The following is a 20,385-nucleotide window of genomic DNA, read 5'->3' on the forward strand; positions in this document are numbered from 1 at the left end:
CCCCCGGCCCCGGCCCCAAGCCCCCGCCGCCGCCGGGCAACGCCCGCGCCGTGCCCGCCTTTCGGCGGGCGGGGTGCCGCCCGGTGGGATCGGAGGCGCTGATGGGGGCCCGCCGAATGGTTCGGCGTAGGACCGTTCCGGCCCGCGGAGAGTTCACTTTCCGCCCTGGAGTGCTGAATTCCGGCCAATAGCGGGGCCACTTTCGTAACTCTCCGCCGTCGGAGGATAACTTCATGGCGTCGTCGCCACACCAGGAGCACAGGGCTCCCCGGGACTAGCGGCGGCCAAGGGCGTTTCCCTCAGTGGCCATGAAAACTGACGCATTCACCGGGGACTCTCCGGGTGACGGCAATCCGGCAGTGCCGTACACGGAATGTCTTTCCTTCCGGCGGAGTGACGCACTGTGCGAAGGGCGTTCCTGGCTGCGCGGCCAGGAGCCGGTGGCACGGGTACGCACGTCCGCCGGCGACAGCGTCTGGCTGGTGAGCAGTTACCCGTCGGCCAGACAGGTCCTGGAGGACGCGCGGTTCGGCCCCGTCGGCGCGGCCGCCCCCCGCGTGCCGCGCGGGGGCGCCGCGCTGCGCGGAGCGGTGATGAGGGGACTCAATCCGCGTGCGGACGAAGGGCTGCACGGCTGGCTGCGCGCCACGGCGGACCGGCTCATCGACGACCTGATGGCCTGGGGGCCGCCGGTGGACCTCAGAGCGGGATTCGCCGATCCCTTCGCGGCGGCGCTGCACTGCAAGGTGCTGGGAGTGCCGTCCGGCGACTGGCCGCGGCTGATGTCGAGCCTGGACATCGCGTTCATGGCCAGCGCGCACCCCTTCGAGGGCGTGCGGCCCGACTGGTACAAGGACGCCGGGTACATGGCGGAGCGGCTGAACGCCCCCGCGTCCGAACGCTCCGGACTGCTGGGTCAGCTGGCGGCGCTGCGCGAGGGGCCGGAGGCGGCGCGCCCGGCGGACGGGACGCTCGCCGCCGTCGCCGTCTCGCTGTTCGGCGCGGGCGCGGTCTCCACGTCCGCCTTCCTGGTCATGGCGGTACTGGCACTGCTCCGGCACCCCGAACTGATCGGCCGTCTGCGCGGCCACCCCGAGCGGACGGGCCGCGCCGTCGACGAGCTGCTGCGCCGGAACCTGCCGGTCGCCGACGGTGTGCGCCGCGTCGCCCTCGCCGACGTGCACGTCGGGGACGTGCTCGTCCGCCGGGGCGAGCAGGTGGTCGTCCTCGTCGAGGGCGCCGACTTCGACCCGCGGGCCTTCGAGGCCCCCGGGGGGCCGAACCCCGGCCGCGGGCGCAACCCGTACCTCGCCTTCGGCGGGGGCCGGCACCTGTGCCCGGCGTCCGCGCTGGGGCGCGTCCACGCCGAGACCGCGCTCGCCGCGCTCGTGGACCGGATGCCGGGCCTGGGGCTCGCCGTTCCGGCGGAGCGGCTGGTGTGGCGTACGGGGTTCATGCGGCGCCTGCCGGAGAGGCTGCCGGTGCTCTGGTAGGCCCCGGCGCGGGCGCCCCGCCGCGCGCGCCGACCGCCTCAGCGGAAGATGCCGGTGTGGCCCAGCGAGTAGCGTCCCGGCTGCGGGTAGACCGCGAGGCCGTGCGGGCCGCCGCCGACCGGGACGCGGGCGAGCTGCTTACCGGTGGCGGTGTCGATCGCGTAGACCTCGGAGTCGTACCGTCCGGACAGCCACAGCACCTTGCCGTCGGCCGAGACCCCTCCCATGTCGGGGCTGCCGCCGTCGGGCAGGTTCCACTTCTTGGTCAGCCTGTTCTTCGTGAAGTCGAAGACGGAGACGGAACCCTCGCCGCGGTTGGAGACGTACATCTCCCTGGAGTCGCGCGAGACGTAGAGACCGTGGCAGCCCTTGCCCGTCGGCAGCAGCTTGGGGGTGGTGAACTCCTTGCCGTCCAGGACCCACATGCCGTGCGCCATCATGTCGGCGATGTAGAACGTCTTGCCGTCGGGCGAGATCTTCACGTCCTGCGGCATCGCGCCCGCGAACGGGAGCTTCTGCTGGCCGACGACCTTCATCCTCTCGGTGTCGACCTTGAGCAGTTCGCCGGAGAACTCGCAGGAGACGACGAAGTACCGGCCGTCGGCGGAGAAGTCCGCGTGGTTGACGCCCGCGCAGGTGACCGGCACGGTCTTGACCCGGTCCATGGTGTGCGGGTCGCGGAAGACCAGTTCGCGGTCCATGGACGCCATGACGACGGCGTACTTGCCGTTGGGCGTGAAGTAGAGGTTGTACGGGTCGTGCACCTCCACCGGCTTGCCCACGGCGCCCGTCGCCGGGTCGATCGGGGTGAGGGTGTGGCCGCGGTTGTTGTTGACCCACAGCGTCTTCATGTCCCAGGACGGGACGACGTGCTGCGGCTGGACACCGACCGGGATCGTCTTGACGACCTTGTACGTCTTGGGATCGATCACCGACACCGTGTTGGAGTTGGTGTTGGGGACGTAGACCCGGGACGGGAAGTCCTTGACGACCGGTGACAGCTTGTTCGGGCGGTCGGCGGCGTAGACGTCCTTCGGGTCGAGCACCGGCGGCATCCCCGGCAGCCCGGGGGGCGCGGCCTTCTTCGCCTTGACGGGCGGCGCGGCGCCCTTGGTGCCGAGCGCCTCGGTCGTCCCCTTCGGGTCGGGGCCGGCGCAGCCCGCGAGGGCGGCCAGGAGGGCGCCGGCGAGCAGCGCGGTCGCACGTCGAATGATCGTCGTCATCGGGTCAGCAGCTCCGTGGTGGTCACTGCGCACAGCACGCTGCGGCATGTCAGTGTCACGGGCCCCATTTAAGGGGTAATGGGGGCAGAAGGTAATGATTGAGCCAATTCGGGGCTCAGCGGGTCGTCAACCGCGCGGAGCTCTCCACCCTCGCCAGGCAATGATTCACTCGCCCTGACTCATACTTATGCACTCATTACGAGGCGAGTGGCCCAACTCACCTGCGATTCATTCCCCGCCTGCCCAAATTCATAAGCGTTTGACCGATTATGGGCTTTTGGACCGTGCTCACCTGTCTGCCATAGTCGGTGCCACGACCCCCATTGACCCGGGCCAGGTCGTCATCACCAACCGCCGTGGATCACACCCCCTCGCTCCACGGCGCTCCACAGAAGCCCCCGAAGCGTCGTGACCCCGACCCGCAGGGGGCTTCCGTGCGTCCGGGGGCGGGTCTCAGTGTTCGGCGCGGTCGGCGGTGCGGTCGCAGACGCGCATCTCGAACCAGGTGTTCTTGCCGCGTGGCAGCAGGTCCACTCCCCACCGGTCGGAGAGCTTGTCGACGAGGAAGAGCCCGCGGCCGCTGGTGTCGAGTTCGTGCACGGGCATCAGACAGGGCAGACCTCTCGACGGATCGCACACCTCGATCCTGATCCAGCCCCTGCGGCGCAGCATGCGCAGCCCGAAGGTGCGGGCACCGGTGTGCCGCACGGCGTTGCCCACGAGTTCCGAGACGAGCAGCACCGCGTACTCCGCGGTCTGCGGGGAGAGCCCCCACTGGCGGAACACCACGCAGTGCGTGAGCCGCCGGGCCGTGGCGGCCGACTCCGGACGGGAGGGCAGCCGCACTTCCTCCTCCGTCGGATTTCCGAACAACTCCACTGCCTGGAACGCCCGTTCGTCCTCCACCGCCGGCGTCCACCGTGCGGCGGCCGCACCGCCGCGCGACCGCGGTTGCTCCACATTCTCCAGCGCCGCCATGCCCCCCATCATGACCGCCCGGGAAGCCGCCCGGGGCCGTTCCCGTGGATTCGGCCCTCCCGCGCCACCCTGCCCGGGGGTGCGGTCCGGCATATGCCGGTGGCAGAAAATGCCTCACCGCACCCCCTCCGACCTGCGGTGACGTAACGCTTATGTCGGATCACCGGGCAATCGGAGCAAGGCTGCCTTCAGGCTCCGTCGAGGCCGGGTTAATCCGCCCGGGAGGAGTACGCGCCAACTGGACAGCTGTCAGAGGAACTTGGCCTTTCCGGGCCCCTCCTCGACGAAACTGCGCATACCGCGCTCCCGGTCCTCGGTCGCGAACAGTCCGGCGAACCAGTTCCGCTCGACGGTCAGCCCGGTCTCCAGGTCCGTCTCCAGTCCCGCGTCGACGCACTCCTTCGCCGCGCGCAGCGCCAGCGCGGGTCCCTGGGCGAGCTTCGCCGCCCACGCGTGCGCCTGCTCGTACACCTCGGCCGCCGGCACCACCCGGTCGACCAGGCCGATCGCCAGCGCCTCGTCCGCCCGCACCTGGCGGCCGGTGAAGATCAGGTCCTTGGCCCTGGACGGGCCGACCAGCCGCGCGAGCCGCTGCGTGCCGCCCGCGCCCGGGATCAGGCCGAGGAGGATCTCGGGCTGGCCGAGCTTGGCGTTGTCCCCGGCGATACGGAAGTCGGCGCACAGGGCGAGCTCGCAGCCGCCGCCCAGCGCGTAGCCGGTGACCGCGGCGACCACGGGCTTGGGGATGCGGGCGACGGCGGTGAAGGCGTCCTGGAGGCCCTTGGACCGTACGACCATCGCCGCGTGGTCCATCGCCTGCATCTCCTTGATGTCCGCGCCGGCCGCGAACACCTTCTCGCCGCCGTAGAGGACCACGGCGCGCACGTCCTCGCGCCGGGCCGCCTCTTCGGCGAGCTCGCGCAGCCGGTCCTGGGTGGCGATGTCCAGCGCGTTCATCGGGGGGCGTGCCAGGCGGATGGTGCCGACGCCCTCGGAGACTTCGAGATTCACAGTCATACGAGCGAGGTTAGCCCCCGTTAACGACAACGGGCCCCGTGCTGTGGACAACAGCACAGGGCCCGTACGTACGGCGTGGGTTACCTCTTCCACCGGTCCCAGGACATGTTCCAGCCGTTGAGACCGTTGTCCGGCTGGATCTGCTTGTCGTGGGAGTTCTTCACGACGACCACGTCACCGAGGATCGAGTTGTCGAAGAACCAGGCCGCCGGGGTCTGCTTGTCCCATCCGCCCCGCACGTCCCGCAGCCCCACGCACCCGTGGCTGACGTTGGCCGACCCGAAGGTGCCCGCGCCCGCCCAGTAGTTGCCGTGGATGAAGGTGCCCGAGGTCGACAGGCGCATCGCGTGCGGCACGTCCTTGATGTCGTACTCGCCGCCGAAGCCGACGGTGGCGCCGTTCATGCGCGTCACCTGGTACTTCTCGCTGATCACCATCTGGCCGTTGTACGTCGTCGTGGACGGGGCGCCCGCGGTGACCGGGATGGTTTTGAGGACCTTGCCGTCGCGCTTGACCGTCATCGTGTGCGCCGCGGCGTCCACGACGCTGACCTGGCTGCGGCCGACCGTGAACTTCACGGTCTTGGTCTGCTTGCCGTACACACCGGGCCGGCCCTCGACGCCGTCGAGGTTCAGCTTCAGCGTGACCTCGGTGCCCGCGGCCCAGTACTTCTCGGGACGGAAGTCGAGGCGGTCGTTGCCGAACCAGTGCCCCTCGACCGGCACCGACGGCTCGGCCGTCACCTTCACGGCCTTCTCGACGTCCTCGGGCGCGGTGATGCCGCGGCTGAAGCGCAGCGAGACCGGCATTCCGACGCCGACCGTCGAGCCGTCCTCGGGCGTGAAGTGGGCGATGAAGGTGTTCTGCGGCACGAGCGTGGTGAAGGTGGTGTCCTTCGCGGACGCGCGGCCCTCGGAGTCCTTCGCGATCGCGTGGACCTTGTACTTGGTCGCGGCGCCGAGGTGGTGTGCCGGCTCCCAGACGGTGCCGTCCTTGCTGATCTTCCCCTCGACCTCGTTGCCCCTGGTGTCCTCGACCGTGACGGACGTCAGCCTGCCCTTGTCCGCGCCGATCTTCAGGGCCCCGCTGGTGGCGACGTTCTCCGCCTCGTCCTTGGGCGTGACCGTCACCACCGCCTGCGACGCCTTGGTGTCCTCGGGCTTCGCCACCCCGCCCTTGCCGCCGTCCCCGCCACCGCCGGAGCCACTGCTTCCGCCGCACGCCGTCACCAGCAGCAGCACGGCGCCCAGCAGCAGAGCCGGCAGCCCCCGGCTCCCGGGCCGGGGCGCGCGCCCCCGCCGCGCTCCGGCCGATGTCCCCGATATCTGCTGCCTGTTCAATTCGGTGTTCTCCCCTCGCACGGCCTGGCCCCAGCCACGGCCCGCACCCCCACGCGCAGCGACAGCGCGCACGAGAAAAGGTAATCACATCGGTCGTGTCACGGACTCCCCCCGTATGTCACCGTTCAGTTCCAAGTGCCCGGGGGGCGGCACGGGCACGTGCAGGTCAGCGAGGGCCGGTGGGGGTCACCGGAGAGCGGACCCGGCCTTCCAGCGGGCCCAGTCCATGTTCCAGCCGCCGAGGCCGTTGTCGGGGGCGACCTTCCGGTCGCGAGAGTTCACCACTTCCACCACGTCCCCGACGAGCGTGCGGTCGAAGAACCAGCCGCCCGGGGTGTCCGGGCTGCCGCCCTTCACGTCCCGCAGCCCGATGCATCCGTGGCTCGTGTTGACCGATCCGAACGACTCCGGCGGAGCCCAGTAGTTGCCGTGCAGGAAGGTTCCCGAATCCGTCAGCCGCATCGCGTGCGGAACGTCCGGGATGTCGTACTCGCCGCCGAAGCCGACGGTCCTGCCGTCCATCCGCGTCACGTCGTACAACTCCGTGACGACCATCTTCCCGTTGTACGTCGTGCTCTTGGGCGCCCCGGCGCTGACCGGCACCTTCGCCAGCACCCTGCCGTCGCGCCGTACCACCATGGTGTGCTTCTCCGCGTCCACCGTCGACACCTGGGAGCGGCCGACCGTGAACCCGACGGCCTTGTGCTGGATGCCGAACACGCCGGGCGCCGCCTCGACGTCGCGCAGCCGCAGGTCGACACCGACGCGGGTGCCGGGCCTCCAGTGGTCGCGCGGCCTGAAGTCGAGGCGCTGGGCGCCGAACCAGTGGCCGGCCACCTCCACCGGCGGCTGCGAGGTCACCTTGATCGCGCGTTCGACGGCGGCCCGGTCGGCCACGGGCCGGTTGAAGGAGAAAGAAACGATCATGCCGGTGCCGACGGTGGACCGGTTCTCCGGCTTGAAGTATCCGATGAAGCGGTGTTCGGGGACGACCGTCGTGAACGAGGTGTGCCGGGCGGAGCGCCGGCCGCGGCCGTCGACGGCGACCGCGTCGACCGTGTACTTGGCGGCCAGCCGCAGCGGTCCGCCGTCCGGCCGCCAGCTCCGCCCGTCGGCCGAGATCCGTCCCGTGACCTCCTGCTGGTCGGCGTCCTCGACCCGTACGACCTCGACCCGCTCCAGCCGCCCGTCGGCGACGCTCACTTCGATGCGGTCCTCGGCCCTGATGTCCTTCGCTCCGTTCCCGGGAACGATCCGGATGGCGTCCTGGGGCGAACGCGGCTTTCCGCCGAACACCGCCTCGCCGCCGGCCGTGCAGCCCGCGAGCCCGGCGATCAGCCCTGCCCCTGCCAGTACGGCGGCCAGGGCCGCCCGTGCGCGTCTCACTGCGTCTCTCACGTCCGACCCAACGATCTCCCCCCCGCGGGGGAAACGTGAGTACGACCGCTGTTGCGGGCAGAACAGGTGGGAGGACCAGGCGGGGCGGCCGCGGCCGGGACGCCGCGGGGTCTCATGGATCCGCCGGTCCCAACGAGCCGCGGGAGGCTTTCAGGTGTCCAGCGCAGCCGAGCAGGAGGCAGTACAGGAGGCGGTGCGGGAGCCGGGGGACGACGGCCGGCCCGCCCCCGCCCCGGTCGTGGTCGACGGGCGGCGCCCCGGCCGGGGCGCGGGCGGGCCACCCGTGTGGCCGGGCGCGCCGACCCCCCTGGGAGCGCGTTTTCGCGTCGGCCCCGACGGGGTCGCCGGCACCAACTTCGCGCTGTGGGCGGGCGGGGCCGACGCCGTCGAGGTGTGCCTCTTCGACGAGGACGGCACCGAGACGCGGTGCCCGCTGACCGAGCTGACGCACGAGATCTGGCACGGCTTCCTGCCGGGCGTCCGCGCGGGGCAGCGCTACGGCTTCCGCGTGCACGGCCGCTGGGACCCGTGGACCGGCGCCCGCTGGAACCACGCGAAGCTGCTCCTCGATCCGTACGCGCGGGCCGTCGACGCGCCGCCGGGGAAGGAGTACAGCACGCTGCCCGGCGAGGTGTACGGGCACGTCAGGGACTGGCCGCAGCAGCACGTCGCGGACACCGTGCGCGACGAGCGGGACTCGGCGCCGTACGTCCCCAAGGGCGTGGTCGTCCACGACGACGCGCCCGACGACGACTGGACGGACGACCGGCGGCCCAAGACTCCGTGGGCGGACTCGGTCATCTACGAGCTGCACGTGCGCGGCTTCACCAAGCTGCACCCGGGCATTCCCGAGGAGCTGCGCGGTACGTACGCCGGGCTCGCGCACCCGGCGGCGGTCGAGCACCTCCAGCGGCTGGGCGTGACGGCGGTGGAGCTGCTGCCGGTGCACCAGTTCGCCCACGAGGACCACCTGCTGCGGCGGGGCCTGCACAACTACTGGGGCTACAACTCCATCGGGTACTTCGCGCCGCACGCCGCCTACGCGGCGACGGGGACGGCCGGGCAGCAGGTCGGCGAGTTCAAGGCGATGGTGCGGGCGCTGCACGCCGCCGGCATCGAGGTGATCCTCGACGTGGTCTACAACCACACGGCGGAGGCGGGCGAGCTGGGGCCGACGCTGTCGCTGCGCGGCATCGACAACCGCGGGTACTACCGTCTCCAGAACGACCCCAGGCGCTACGCCGACTACACGGGCTGCGGGAACACCCTGCACGTCGTGCAGCCGAACGTCCTGCGGCTGATCACGGACTCGCTCAGGTACTGGGTCACCGAGATGGGTGTGGACGGCTTCCGCTTCGACCTCGCGGCGGCGCTGGCGCGCTCGATGCACGACGTCGACATGCTGTCGCCGTTCCTCGCGGTGATCGCGCAGGACCCGGTGCTGCGGCGCGTGAAGCTGATCGCCGAGCCGTGGGACGTGGGCAGCGGCGGTTATCAGGTGGGTGCCTTCCCCCCGCTCTGGACCGAGTGGAACGACCGGTACCGGGACGCCGTGCGGGACTTCTGGCGGGGCGCGCTGCCGGATGTGCGGGACCTGGGGTACCGGCTGTCGGGATCGAGCGACCTGTACGCGTGGGGCGGCCGGCGCCCGTACGCCTCGGTCAACTTCGTCACCGCGCACGACGGCTTCACGCTGCGGGACCTCGTGTCGTACCACCAGAAGCAGAACGCGGCGAACGGCGAGGGCAACCGGGACGGGACGAACGACAACCGTTCGTGGAACTGCGGCGCCGAGGGCGAGACGGACGACGCCGGGGTGAACGGGCTGCGCAGGCGGCAGTTGCGCAACCTGGTGACGACGCTGCTGCTGTCGACGGGGGTGCCGATGCTCGTCGCGGGCGACGAGATGGGGCGCACCCAGGGCGGCAACAACAACGCGTACTGCCAGGACAACGAGGTCAGCTGGATCGACTGGTCGCTCCTGGAGGACCCCGGCTGGCGGGAGCTCTTCGGGCTGACGTCCCGCCTGCTGAGGCTGCGCCACGCGCATCCGGTGCTGCGCCGCCGCGCCTTCTTCTCGGGCCGGGCCCAGGCGGCGGACGGGCTGCGCGACCTGGCGTGGTTCACCCCGCGCGGCGAGGAGATGACGGAGCGGGACTGGTACGCCCCGGCGTCGACCCTGGGGATGTACCTGTCGGGCCGCGACATCCCGGGCCGTGACGCGCGCGGGGCGAAAGTCACGGACGACAGCTTTCTCGCCATTCTGCACGCGGGGGACCGCCCGGCGGACTTCCTGCTGCCCGGGCCGCCGTGGGCGCGTACGTACGAACTGGTCGTCGACACGTCACGGGAGAGCCAGGAGAGCGCTCCGGGGACGGCGCACGCGGGTGGCGGGGTGATCACCGCGGCGGCCAGATCGGTGCTCCTGCTGAAGGCGCGTACGGCGTAGAACCAGTGAGCGGTGTCAGTGGCGAACCGTACGCTCGATCCTGATGACCGGAACCGACGCGCCCGCCGAGGACCGATCGGCCGTACGTTCGCTGCTGCGCCTGTGGCCCTACGTACGGCCGGTGCGCGCGCGCCTGGCCTGCGCGGCCCTCGTCGCGGTGCTGGCCTCCTGCCTCGGCCTGGTCGTCCCGCTCGTCCTGAAGTGGATCGTGGACGGCCCGGTCGCGGACCGGGACCCGGGCGGGGTGTGGCTCGGGGCGCTGTACCTGCTGCTGCTCGGGCTCACGGAGGCGGCGCTCTTCGGGCTGCGGCGGTGGCTGGTGGCGCGGCCGCTGGCCGGGGTGGAGGCGGCGATGCGGGGCGACCTGTACCGGCACCTGCAACGGCTTCCGGTGGCCTTCCACGACCGGTGGCCGTCGGGGCAGTTGCTGTCGCGCGGGACCACGGACCTGATGCTGCTGCGGATGTTCCTGGCGTTTCCGCTGACGTTCCTGCTGGTCAACGGGGTGACGATCCTGGTGGGGGTCGCCATTCTGCTCCTCCAGCAGTGGTCGCTGGGGCTGGTGCTGCTGGCGCCCGTGATCCCGCTGGTGGTGCTGTGCTCGGTCTTCGAGTCGAAGTACTCGCTGGTCGCCCGGCGTTCGCAGGACCAGGTGGGTGACCTGACGACGGTCGTCGAGGAGAGCGTGCTCGGCATCCGCGTCATCAAGGGGTTCGGGCACAACCGCAGCCAGGCCCACGCCTTCCGGGAGCTGTCGCTGACGCTCCGGGGCACCGAGCTGGCCAAGGCCCGGCTGCTCGCGGGGATCTGGGCGACGATCACCGCCCTGCCGGAACTGGCCGTCGGGGCCGCGCTGGTGCTCGGGACGGTGCGGGTCGCCGACGGCGCGCTGTCGGCGGGCACGCTGGTGGCGTTCCTGTCCACGGCGCTGGCGCTGCGCTGGCCGGTGGAGTCGATCGGCTTCCTGCTCGCGATCAGCCAGGACGCGGCGACGGCGACCGAACGGTACTTCGAGGTGATGGACGCGCGGGAGGAGGCGGAGGGGGACGGACCTTCCTCCGGTGCGGGGCCGGTCGGGGGCCCGGTCTCGGGCCCGGTGGCGGGCCCGGTCTCGGGCCCGGTCTCGGGCCCGGTGGCGGTTCCGGTCGCGGGCCCGGTGGCCGTCGAGCGCGGGATCGTCTTCGAGGGGGTCGAGTTCCGGTATCCCGACGCGCACGAGGGGGCACCGCCCGTCCTCGCGCACATCGATCTGCACGTACGGCCGGGCGAGACCATGGCCCTCGTCGGAGCCACCGGCAGCGGCAAGACCACGCTCACCACGCTCGTACCGCGGCTGCACGAGGTGACGGGCGGGCGGATCACGCTCGACGGGGCGGACATCACGGCCATGCCGCGCGAGCGGCTGCGGGAGCTGGTGTCCGTCGCCTTCGAGGAGCCCACGCTGTTCTCGGCGAGCGTCGGGGAGAACGTACTGATGGGGGCGGGGAGGGGCGCGGGCGAGGCCGATCTGGCGCGCGCGCTGGACACCGCCCGGGCCGGTTTCGCGCACCGGCTGCCCCAGGGCACGGCCACGCGGGTCGGCGAGCAGGGCCTGAGCCTGTCCGGCGGGCAGCGGCAGCGGCTCGCGCTGGCCAGGGCGGTGGTGGGCGGGCCGCGTTTCCTGGTGCTCGACGATCCGCTGTCGGCGCTCGACGTGCATACGGAAGCCCTGGTGGAGGCGGCGCTGCGGCGCGTGCTGGAGGACACCACCGCGCTCGTGGTCGCGCACCGGCCGTCGACCGTGCTGCTCGCCGACCGGGTGGCGCTGCTGTCCGGCGGCCGCATCGCGGCCGTCGGCACCCATCAGGAACTGCTGCGCACCAGCGACGAGTACGCCTGGCTGATGTCCGGAGCCGGCGTCGGTGCCGACGGGAAGAAGAAGGACGACGGGGAGGGCGCATGACGACCACCGCGGACAACCGTTCCGCCGCCGGCACCGGCCCGGAGCCCGTGCCGGCACCGGGCCCCGCCCCCGGTGCCGGCACGCAGGACGGCAGCGCGCAGGGCGGCGACCCCTTCGACCGCGACGCGCTGCCCGCGCCCCAGGGCGCGACGCTCGCGCTGCTGCGCTCGCTGCTGCGGCCCCGGCGCGCCAGGGTCGCCGCCGCCGCGCTGATCCTGCTGCTCCAGCTGGCGGCGGTGCAGGCGGGTCCGCTGCTCGTCGCGTACGCCATCGACCGCGGCGTACCGGCCCTGCGGCGCGAGGACTTCGGGCCACTGGCCCTCGTCGCGGCCGGCTACCTGCTGTGCTCGGTGGGCGCGGGGGCCCTGCAGTACGCCTTCGTCCTGGTCTCCGCCCGTGTCAACCAGGACGTACTCCTCGATCTGCGCGGCAGGATCTTCCGGCACGCGCAGGCACTGAGCGTCGACTTCCACGAGCGGTACACGTCGGGGCGGCTGATCTCCCGGTCGACGACCGACGTGGAGGCGCTGCGGCAGCTGCTCGGCGAAGGTCTCCAGGAGCTGATCGGCGTCGTCCTCTCCTCGGTCTTCATCTGCGCGCTGCTGCTCTGGCTCGACGTGGGGATCGGCGCGCTCGCGGTGGGGTCGTTCGTACCGCTGTACCTGCTCGTCCGGCGCTACCGCAGGCGTGTCTCCGTCGTCTTCGCCAAGCGCTCGACGGCGATCGCCGCCGTCATCGTGAAGTTCGCGGAGACGATGAACGGGATCCGGCCGGTGCGGGCGTTCCGGCGTGAGCGGACGAACGACGCGCAGTTCCGCGTGCTCAACCACCGCCACGAGCGGACGAACGGCGACGGCCTGCTGGAGATGGCCCAGTACGTCGTCGGCTCGCGGCTGGTCGCCAACACGGCGGTCGCCTCGATGGTGCTGTGGGGCGCCCACCAGGTCGCCGGCGGCGGCCTGGAGCTCGGCGTCCTCGCCGCCTCCGTGCTCTACCTGCGGCGGCTGTACGACCCGATCGACCGGCTCGGGATGTTCCTGAACTCCTACCAGTCCGCGGCCGCCTCCCTGGAGAAGATCGCGGGCCTGCTCGCCCAGGTCCCGGCCGTCCCCGAGCCCGCCGAGCCGCGGAAGCTGCCCGCGCCCGCCGGTGGTGGGCCGGGCCGCGAGGTCGTCTTCGACGGCGTCAGCTTCGCCTACCGCACCGGCGGCGAGGTCCTTCCGCGCTTCAGTCTGACCCTGGCGGCCGGCCGGACGGTCGCCGTCGTCGGCTCGACGGGCGCGGGCAAGTCGACGCTCGCCAAGCTGCTGGCGCGCTTCTACGACCCGACCGGGGGCCGCGTCCTGCTCGACGGCACCGACCTGCGCGATCTCGCCGTGCCGGAGCTGCGGCGCGCGGTGGTGATGGTGACCCAGGAGGCTTTCCTGTTCTCCGGCACGGTCGCCGAGAACATCGCCGTCGGCCGCCCCGACGCCACCCGCGAGGACATCGAGCGGGCCGCGAAGGCGATCGGTGCGCACGACTTCATCAGCGGCCTTCCGGAGGGGTACGACACCGACGTACGCAAGCGGGGCGGCCGGATCTCGGCAGGGCAGCGGCAGCTGGTGGCCTTCGGCCGCGCGCTGCTCGCCGACCCCGCGGTGCTGATCCTGGACGAGGCGACGTCGTCCCTGGACATCCCGGGCGAGCGGGCGGTGCAGCGCGCGATGAACACGGTGCTGCGCGGGCGTACGGCCGTGGTGATCGCGCACCGGCTCTCGACGGTGGAGGTCGCCGACCGGGTACTGGTCATGGAGCAGGGCCGCATCGTCGAGGACGGCTCCCCCGCCGGACTCATCGGCGGTACGGGACGCTTCGCGGACCTGCACCGGGCCTGGCGCGACAGCCTGGCCTGACGGGCACCGGCGGGATCCGTGGCCCGGCCGGGGCAACGGAAGCCGGTCACGGACTCGTCTCCGGGGGCAGCGGCAGACGGCCGGCCCGGTATCCGCCGTGACGAGACCCGGGACGGGGGGCGGCCCGCCCCCCGTCCCGAAGAGCGGCGTTCGGGCCGGCGGTCTCCCTCGCAACGCGTGGCAGCCACAGGGACAGCCGGCCCGGCGCTGCCTCCGGACCGTCCCGGTCTCCGCCGGGAAGCGCTGCCGTCGGAGCCGGCACGTCGGCACGGCCGGTGCCCGTCGGGGCGGGCGGTTCCTCCAGCCCGGGCAGCAGGCGCGGCAGTTCGCGGCAGACGGCCGGCGGCGGACTCCTGCCCCTCACCGCCGAGGACCGTGATGCGGTCGGCCGGAGCGACGGCCGTCGGCGCCCCGGTGACAGCGAGCCGCAGCAGATCCCGCGCAGGAGCACCCGGGCGCCGGCGGGACGCACCCTTGCCCGGCAGCGCCGGGAGGCAGATGCCGCAGGGCGGGAGCGCGCAGGGCGTCGGAGGATCCGCGGATCATGCGCTCGGCCGTGCCCCGCGCCCCGGACAGACCGCCCAGCAGTCCCGTCCCCCCGGGGAATGACCAATCAGCCCCGAGCGGCGCGAGAAGGGCGTCGCGGAGCTGATGCCCCCGGCGCTCCGCGAGGGCCGGAACACGGGAAGGCGCCTTCTGGAATCCCCCGTTCACAGCCGGCCCGCCTTCGCCCTCCTCTCCAGGTACTCCTCGAACGTCACCGTCCCGACGGTCCGGCCGGGAGCCAGGTGGCCGCCCGCACGGTACGCCCGGTACGCCTTGCCCGGCAGCCGCACCGGCACGATCCGGCGCCGCCGCCCCGCCGCGCGCAGCGCCGACGCGGCCAGGTCGCGGGCGTCGCGCACCTCGGGGCCGCCCATGTCGGGCACCCGCCCGGCCGGTGCGTCCCGGGCGAGCTCCGCGAGCCGCCCGGCGACCTCGGTGACCTCGACGGGCTGGAAGCGCAGGCCGGCCGGCACCAGCGCCACCGGCAGGCGCCGCTGGGCGAGCGTCATGGTGGCCACCAGGTCGTGGAACTGCGTGGCGCGCAGGATCGTCCAGGGCAGCCCGGACTCCTCGACGAGCCGTTCCGCGGCGAGCTTCGCCTCGTAGTAGAAGAACGGCACCCGGTCCACGCCCACGATCGAGATGTAGACCAGGTGCGGGCCGCCGGCCCGCCGGGCGGCGTCGACCAGCCGCCGGGTCGTCGCCACGTCGTTGCGGGCGTTCGTGGCACAGTGCACGATCGTCGCCGCGCCCTCCACCGCGGCCCGGAGCCCCTCGCCCGAGGCGAGGTCGCAGACCGCCCACGCGTACGGCCTGTCGTCGTCCGCCCGCCGCGGGCGACGGCTCATCACCCGTACGGCCGTGCCCTCCGCCAGCAGCCGGTCCACCAGGGGGCGCCCCAGTGTGCCGGTGGCGCCCGTCACCAAAGTCGGCCCGTCCACGCCGCGTTCCCTTCCATCGTCACGTTCCCGTCCCTCCGGAGTGCGCTGAAACCGGTCAGCCCGCAGCATCATCGCGCGCTCGGCCCCGGGCCGGCGCCGGCCCCCCGGTGGCGTTGCGGCAGCACCCCGCGAAACGTCCGCTGAACGGACACGACTCTTCGGGCAACGGACGATTTCCGGCCAACTTGTTGACGCGGTCCTGACAGGCAACCCCCACTCCTGCCACTCTTCCCCCGTTCCGCGCTCCACCTTGCTCCGCACGGCTCCGCCCGGGCAGCCCACCCAAGCCGCCCGACACCCCCCTTGCAGAAGGAGTTCGCGTGAGATCCACGACCGGACGACGTGCCACCGCGACCGGCGCACTGCTGACCGCAGCGGCACTGCTCACCGTCGGCGTACAGGCCGGCACCGCATCGGCCGACGATCCCCGGGCCGCCGCCCCGAAGACCGCCGCGGCCGGGAAGGCCGACCCCGGCGCCCTGCCCGCGAAGCTCTCCCCCGCCCAGCGCGCGGAGCTGATACGCGAGGCAAACGCCACCAGGGCGGCCACCGCCAAGGCCCTCGGCCTCGGCGCCAGGGAGAAGCTCGCCGTACGCGACGTCGTCCAGGACCGCGACGGGACCACCCACACACGGTACGAGCGCACCTACGACGGACTCCCGGTCCTGGGCGGCGACTTGATCGTCGCCGAGACGAAGGCGGGGAAGACCGAGGGCGTGACCAAGGCGTCCAAGGCGCAGCTCAAGTCGGTCGACACGAGCGCCGAGGTCGCGCCGGCCGCCGCCGAGAAGCAGGCGCTGGGCGCCGCGCGGGCCGAGGGGTCGAAGAAGACCGAGGCCGACCGCGCCCCGCGCAAGGTGGTGTGGATGGGGCAGGGCGAGCCCACGCTGGCGTACGAGACGGTCGTCGGCGGCCTGCAGCACGACGGCACCCCGAACGAGCTGCACGTCGTCACCGACGCCTCCACCGGCAAGAAGATCTTCGAGTGGCAGGCCGTCCACAACGGCACCGGCAACACCCAGTACAGCGGCCAGGTGACGCTGGGCTCCGCCCCGTCGTACACCCTGACCGACACCGGGCGCGGCAACCACAAGACGTACAACCTCAACCGGGGTACGTCGGGCACCGGCACCCTCTTCTCGGGACCGGACGACGTCTGGGGCGACGGCACCCCGCAGAACCTGGAGACCGCGGGCGCGGACGCGGCGTACGGGGCGGGCCTGACGTGGGACTACTTCAAGAACGTGCACGGCCGCAGCGGCATCCGCGGTGACGGCGTCGGCGCGTACTCCCGGGTCCACTACGGCAACGCGTACGTCAACGCCTTCTGGTCGGACTCCTGCTTCTGCATGACGTACGGCGACGGCGCGAACAACGCCAAGCCGCTGACCTCGATCGACGTCGCCGCGCACGAGATGACGCACGGCATCACCTCCAACACCGCCGGCCTCGTCTACAGCGGCGAGTCGGGCGGCCTCAACGAGGCGACCTCCGACATCTTCGCCGCGGCCGTCGAGTTCAACGCCAACAACTCCAAGGACGTCGGCGACTACCTGGTCGGCGAGAAGATCGACATCAGGGGCAACGGCACGCCGCTGCGCTACATGGACAAGCCGAGCCGGGACGGCTCCTCCAAGGACGCCTGGTACTCGGGCATCGGCTCCATCGACGTCCACTACTCGTCCGGTCCGGCGAACCACTGGTTCTACCTGCTCTCCGAGGGCAGCGGTGCCAAGACCGTCAACGGCGTCAGCTACGACTCGCCGACCTCCGACGGCCTGCCGGTGACCGGCATCGGCCGGGAGAAGGCCGCGCAGATCTGGTTCAAGGCGCTCACCACCAAGTTCGGCTCGTCGACCAACTACGCGGGCGCCCGCACCGGCACCCTCGCGGTCGCCGGTGAGCTGTACGGCACCACCAGCGCCGAGTACAAGGCCGTCGCCGACGCCTGGGCGGGCGTCAACGTCGGGGCCCGTCCCGGCGGCGGCGACCCGGGCACCGGCACGTCCTTCGAGAACACCGCCGATGTCGCCATCCCGGACAACGGCGCGGCGGTCACCTCGTCGGTCACCTCCACCAAGACGGGCGCCGCGCCCAGCAACCTCCAGGTCGGCGTGGACATCGTCCACACCTGGCGCGGCGACCTGGTCGTCGACCTGCTCGCCCCGGACGGCACGGCGTACCCCCTGAAGGGCTCCAGCTCGTCGGACTCCGCGGACAACGTCAAGGAGACGTACACGGTCAACGCGTCCTCCGAGACGGCGAACGGTGTCTGGAAGCTCAGGGTCCAGGACGTGGCCCGGCAGGACACCGGCCACATCAGCGGCTTCAAGGTGACGTTCCCGTAAGACACCGGAAGCACCGGACAGCCCTGCGGGAGCGGAGGACCGTTCCCGCAGGGCTGTCCGCTGTGCCGAAGGCGTCAGCGCATCAGCACGCCCGCGCCCTCCCCCGTCGCTCCGGTCGGCAGCGCCACCAGGCCCAGGTCCGCGCTGTGCGGCAGCAGGCGGTGGGACGGCAGTATCCGGACCGTGTAGCCGAAGGGGCCCGTGCGGTCGAGGGTCAGGGGGCCCTCGTACATCCAGCGGCCCTCCAGGTCCGGGCCGCCCGCCGGCTTCAGCGGGAAGGTCTGGGCGTCGCCGATCGCGTCGTCCGGGTCGACCCGGCCCGCGACCGCCTGCACCTCCACGTCGTCCGGACCGAGCCGGCCCAGGGCGACGCGTACCCGCAGGCCGAGCGTCGAGCCGAGCTCCGCGGTGCCGTTGACGGCGGTGGCCGCCACGGCTTCGACGTGGTCGACCGCGACCTGCGGCCACGCGGCGCGCACCCGCGCCTTCCACGCCGCCAGTTCGCGGGCCGCCTCCGGGGTCAGCGCCCGGTGCGCCTCGGCGGCCGGGGCGTACAGCCGCTCGACGTACTCCCGCACCATGCGCCCCGCCAGCACCTTCGGACCGAGTGTGGCCAGGGTCTGGCGGACCATCTCGATCCAGCGGCCGGGCAGCCCGTCCGGGCCCCGGTCGTAGAAGCGCGGCGCGACGCGCTGCTCGATCAGCTCGTACAGCGCGTTGGCCTCCAGGTCGTCGCGCCGGTCCACGTCGGTCACCACGCCGTCTGCGGTCGGGATGGCCCAGCCGAAGTCCGGCTCGAACCACTCGTCCCACCAGCCGTCGAGCACCGACAGGTTGAGGCAGCCGTTGAGCGCGGCCTTCATCCCGCTGGTGCCGCACGCCTCCAGCGGGCGCAGCGGGTTGTTCAGCCAGACGTCGCAGCCCGGGTAGAGCTTCTTCGCCATGCCCATGCCGTAGTCGGGCAGGAAGACGATCCGGTGGCGCACGCGCGGGTCGTCCGCGAACCGCACCAGCTCCTGCACCAGCCGCTTCCCGCCGTCGTCCGCCGGATGCGCCTTGCCCGCCACCACGATCTGCACCGGCCGCTGGGGGTGCAGCAGCATGTGCATCAGCCGGTCGCGGTCGCGCAGCATCAGGGTGAGCCGTTTGTACGAGGGGACGCGCCGCGCGAAGCCGATGGTCAGGACGTCCGGGTCCAGCGCGGCGTCGGTCCACCCGAGCTCCGCGTCCACCGCGCCGCGCTGGCGCCACGAGGCGCGCAGCCGCTCCCGCACCTCCTGGACCAGCTGCCGGCGCAGGGTGCGCCGCAGGTCCCAGATCTCGGCGTCCGCGATGTCGCCGACGGCGTCCCACCGCTGCGCCCCGTCGCCGGAACCGCCGGAGCCGGCCGGCCGGGCGCCCCCGCCACGGCCCCCGCCGGTCTGCCGCGCCCCCAGGCGCATGACTTCCGGGGCGACCCAGGTGGGTGCGTGCACCCCGTTGGTGACGGAGGTGATCGGCACCTCCTGGGGATCGAATCCCGGCCACAGACCGGAGAACATCCGGCGGCTGACCGCGCCGTGGAGGGTGGAGACGCCGTTGGCGCGCTGGGCGAGCCGCAGGCCCATCACGGCCATGTTGAAGAGGTTCGGCTCGCCGCCGGGGTACGTCTCCATGCCGAGCTGGAGAACGCGCCCGACGTCGACGCCCGGCAGCTCGCCCGCGTCCCCGAAGTGGTGCGCGACGAGCTCGCGGTCGAAGCGGTCGATGCCGGCCGGCACGGGCGTGTGCGTCGTGAAGACGGTCCCGGCCCGTACCGCCTCCAGGGCGGCGTCGAACTCCACCCCTTCGCCCGCCAGTTCGCGGATCCGCTCCAGGCCGAGGAAGCCGGCGTGTCCTTCGTTGGTGTGGAACACCTCGGGGGTGGGATGGCCGGTCAGGCGGCAGTACGAGCGGACCGCCCGTACCCCGCCGATGCCGAGGAGCATCTCCTGGAGCAGCCGGTGCTCGCTGCCGCCGCCGTAGAGCCGGTCGGTGACCTCGCGCTCCCCCGCCGCGTTCTCCTCGACGTCCGAGTCGAGCATCAGCAGCGGTACGCGCCCGACCTGCGCCTGCCAGATGTGGGCCCGCAGCGCCCGCCCGCCGGGCAGCGTGAGCGCGACCTGGCTGGGGGTGCCGTCGGCCTCCCGGAGCAGGGACACGGGCAGCTCGTTCGGGTCGAGCAGCGGGTACTGCTCCTGCTGCCAGCCGTCCCGGGACAGGCTCTGCCGGAAGTATCCGTGCCGGTAGAGCAGCCCGACCCCGATGAGCGGTACACCCAGGTCGCTGGCTGCCTTCAGGTGGTCACCGGCGAGGATGCCGAGGCCGCCCGAGTACTGCGGGAGGGCCGCCGTGACCCCGAATTCGGGGGAGAAGTAGGCGACGGCGGCCGGCAGCTGCGGCGTGGGGGACTGCGACTGGTACCAGCGCGGACCGTGCAGGTACGCGTCCAGGTCGTCGGCGGCGGCGGTCAGTCCGGTCAGGAAATCCTGGTCCTCGGCCAGCTGCGCCAGCCTTCCGGCAGGCACGGCCCCGAGCAGCCGTACGGGATCACCCCCAGAGGCCGCCCAGCCTTCGGGGTCCACGGCCTGGAACAGCTCGCGGGTCTCGGTGTGCCACGACCACCGCAGATTGCGGGCCAGGTCGCTCAGGGGTCGGAGGGGTTCGGGAAGAACGGGGCGCACGGTGAATCGACGAATGGCCTTCACGTGTTCCACCTTCGCAGGGGACGTACGAACCGGGTCGGACGCACGACGGTGTGTGTCCGGCCTTTCCCTCCAGAAGGTAGTGCCACTCC

General features: G+C 72.4%; 12 protein-coding genes. 5 read left to right on the forward strand and 7 right to left on the reverse strand.

What is annotated here, in order from left to right:
• The first annotated feature begins 440 nt into the window (after nucleotides 1-440).
• Entirely contained in the window at nucleotides 441-1,493 is a 1,053-nt protein-coding gene (locus ABD374_RS07540) for a cytochrome P450 (RefSeq protein ID WP_344492670.1), read from the forward strand.
• Between the two features lie 38 nt (nucleotides 1,494-1,531).
• Here ABD374_RS07540 and ABD374_RS07545 read toward each other — a convergent pair whose 3' ends face one another.
• The 5 genes from ABD374_RS07545 to ABD374_RS07565 form a co-directional block, all read right to left on the reverse strand.
• The gene (locus ABD374_RS07545; protein WP_344492673.1) at nucleotides 1,532-2,716 is read right to left on the reverse strand and encodes a YncE family protein; all 1,185 of its coding nucleotides are present in this window, start codon (nucleotides 2,714-2,716) and stop codon (nucleotides 1,532-1,534) included.
• 453 nt (nucleotides 2,717-3,169) lie between these two features.
• On the reverse strand, nucleotides 3,170-3,706 hold the full coding sequence (locus ABD374_RS07550) for an ATP-binding protein (RefSeq protein ID WP_344492676.1): 537 nt from the start codon (nucleotides 3,704-3,706) through the stop codon (nucleotides 3,170-3,172).
• Nucleotides 3,707-3,943: 237 nt separating this feature from the next.
• Nucleotides 3,944-4,711 carry an enoyl-CoA hydratase/isomerase family protein gene (locus tag ABD374_RS07555; protein WP_344492678.1) on the reverse strand — a complete coding sequence of 256 codons (768 nt, stop codon included), beginning with the start codon at nucleotides 4,709-4,711 and terminating at the stop codon, nucleotides 3,944-3,946.
• Nucleotides 4,712-4,791: 80 nt separating this feature from the next.
• On the reverse strand, nucleotides 4,792-6,051 hold the full coding sequence (locus ABD374_RS07560; RefSeq protein WP_344492680.1) for a L,D-transpeptidase: 1,260 nt from the start codon (nucleotides 6,049-6,051) through the stop codon (nucleotides 4,792-4,794).
• Nucleotides 6,052-6,237: 186 nt separating this feature from the next.
• Nucleotides 6,238-7,437: a L,D-transpeptidase gene (locus tag ABD374_RS07565; protein ID WP_344492682.1), complete on the reverse strand. Its 1,200-nt coding sequence runs from the start codon at nucleotides 7,435-7,437 to the stop codon at nucleotides 6,238-6,240.
• 166 nt (nucleotides 7,438-7,603) lie between these two features.
• On the opposite strand from ABD374_RS07565, the gene glgX reads away from it, so the two are divergent.
• The 3 genes from glgX to ABD374_RS07580 are packed head-to-tail and all read left to right on the forward strand — an operon-like array spanning nucleotide 7,604 to nucleotide 13,735.
• Nucleotides 7,604-9,898, forward strand: a complete 2,295-nt coding sequence (gene glgX, locus ABD374_RS07570; RefSeq protein WP_344492684.1) for a glycogen debranching protein GlgX — start codon at nucleotides 7,604-7,606, stop codon at nucleotides 9,896-9,898.
• Between the two features lie 43 nt (nucleotides 9,899-9,941).
• The gene (locus tag ABD374_RS07575) at nucleotides 9,942-11,840 is read left to right on the forward strand and encodes an ABC transporter ATP-binding protein (protein ID WP_344492687.1); all 1,899 of its coding nucleotides are present in this window, start codon (nucleotides 9,942-9,944) and stop codon (nucleotides 11,838-11,840) included.
• Nucleotides 11,837-13,735, forward strand: a complete 1,899-nt coding sequence (locus ABD374_RS07580) for an ABC transporter ATP-binding protein (protein ID WP_344492689.1) — start codon at nucleotides 11,837-11,839, stop codon at nucleotides 13,733-13,735. Before ABD374_RS07575 ends, ABD374_RS07580 begins: the two co-directional genes overlap by 4 nt.
• A gap of 710 nt (nucleotides 13,736-14,445) precedes the next feature.
• On the opposite strand, the gene ABD374_RS07585 is transcribed toward ABD374_RS07580, so the two are convergent.
• Nucleotides 14,446-15,222 (reverse strand): SDR family oxidoreductase, encoded by a 777-nt coding sequence (locus tag ABD374_RS07585; protein ID WP_344492693.1) that lies wholly within the window; start codon nucleotides 15,220-15,222, stop codon nucleotides 14,446-14,448.
• 320 nt (nucleotides 15,223-15,542) lie between these two features.
• On the opposite strand from ABD374_RS07585, the gene ABD374_RS07590 reads away from it, so the two are divergent.
• Nucleotides 15,543-17,570 (forward strand): M4 family metallopeptidase, encoded by a 2,028-nt coding sequence (locus tag ABD374_RS07590; protein WP_344492696.1) that lies wholly within the window; start codon nucleotides 15,543-15,545, stop codon nucleotides 17,568-17,570.
• Nucleotides 17,571-17,644: 74 nt separating this feature from the next.
• Here the strand turns inward: ABD374_RS07590 and glgP are convergent, their stop codons facing one another.
• Complete coding sequence (gene glgP, locus ABD374_RS07595) at nucleotides 17,645-20,296, reverse strand: alpha-glucan family phosphorylase (RefSeq protein WP_344492699.1); 2,652 nt, start codon at nucleotides 20,294-20,296, stop codon at nucleotides 17,645-17,647.
• Between the last annotated feature and the right edge of the window lie 89 nt (nucleotides 20,297-20,385).

Source organism: Streptomyces enissocaesilis, assembly GCF_039533765.1.
Lineage (GTDB): Bacteria > Actinomycetota > Actinomycetes > Streptomycetales > Streptomycetaceae > Streptomyces > Streptomyces enissocaesilis.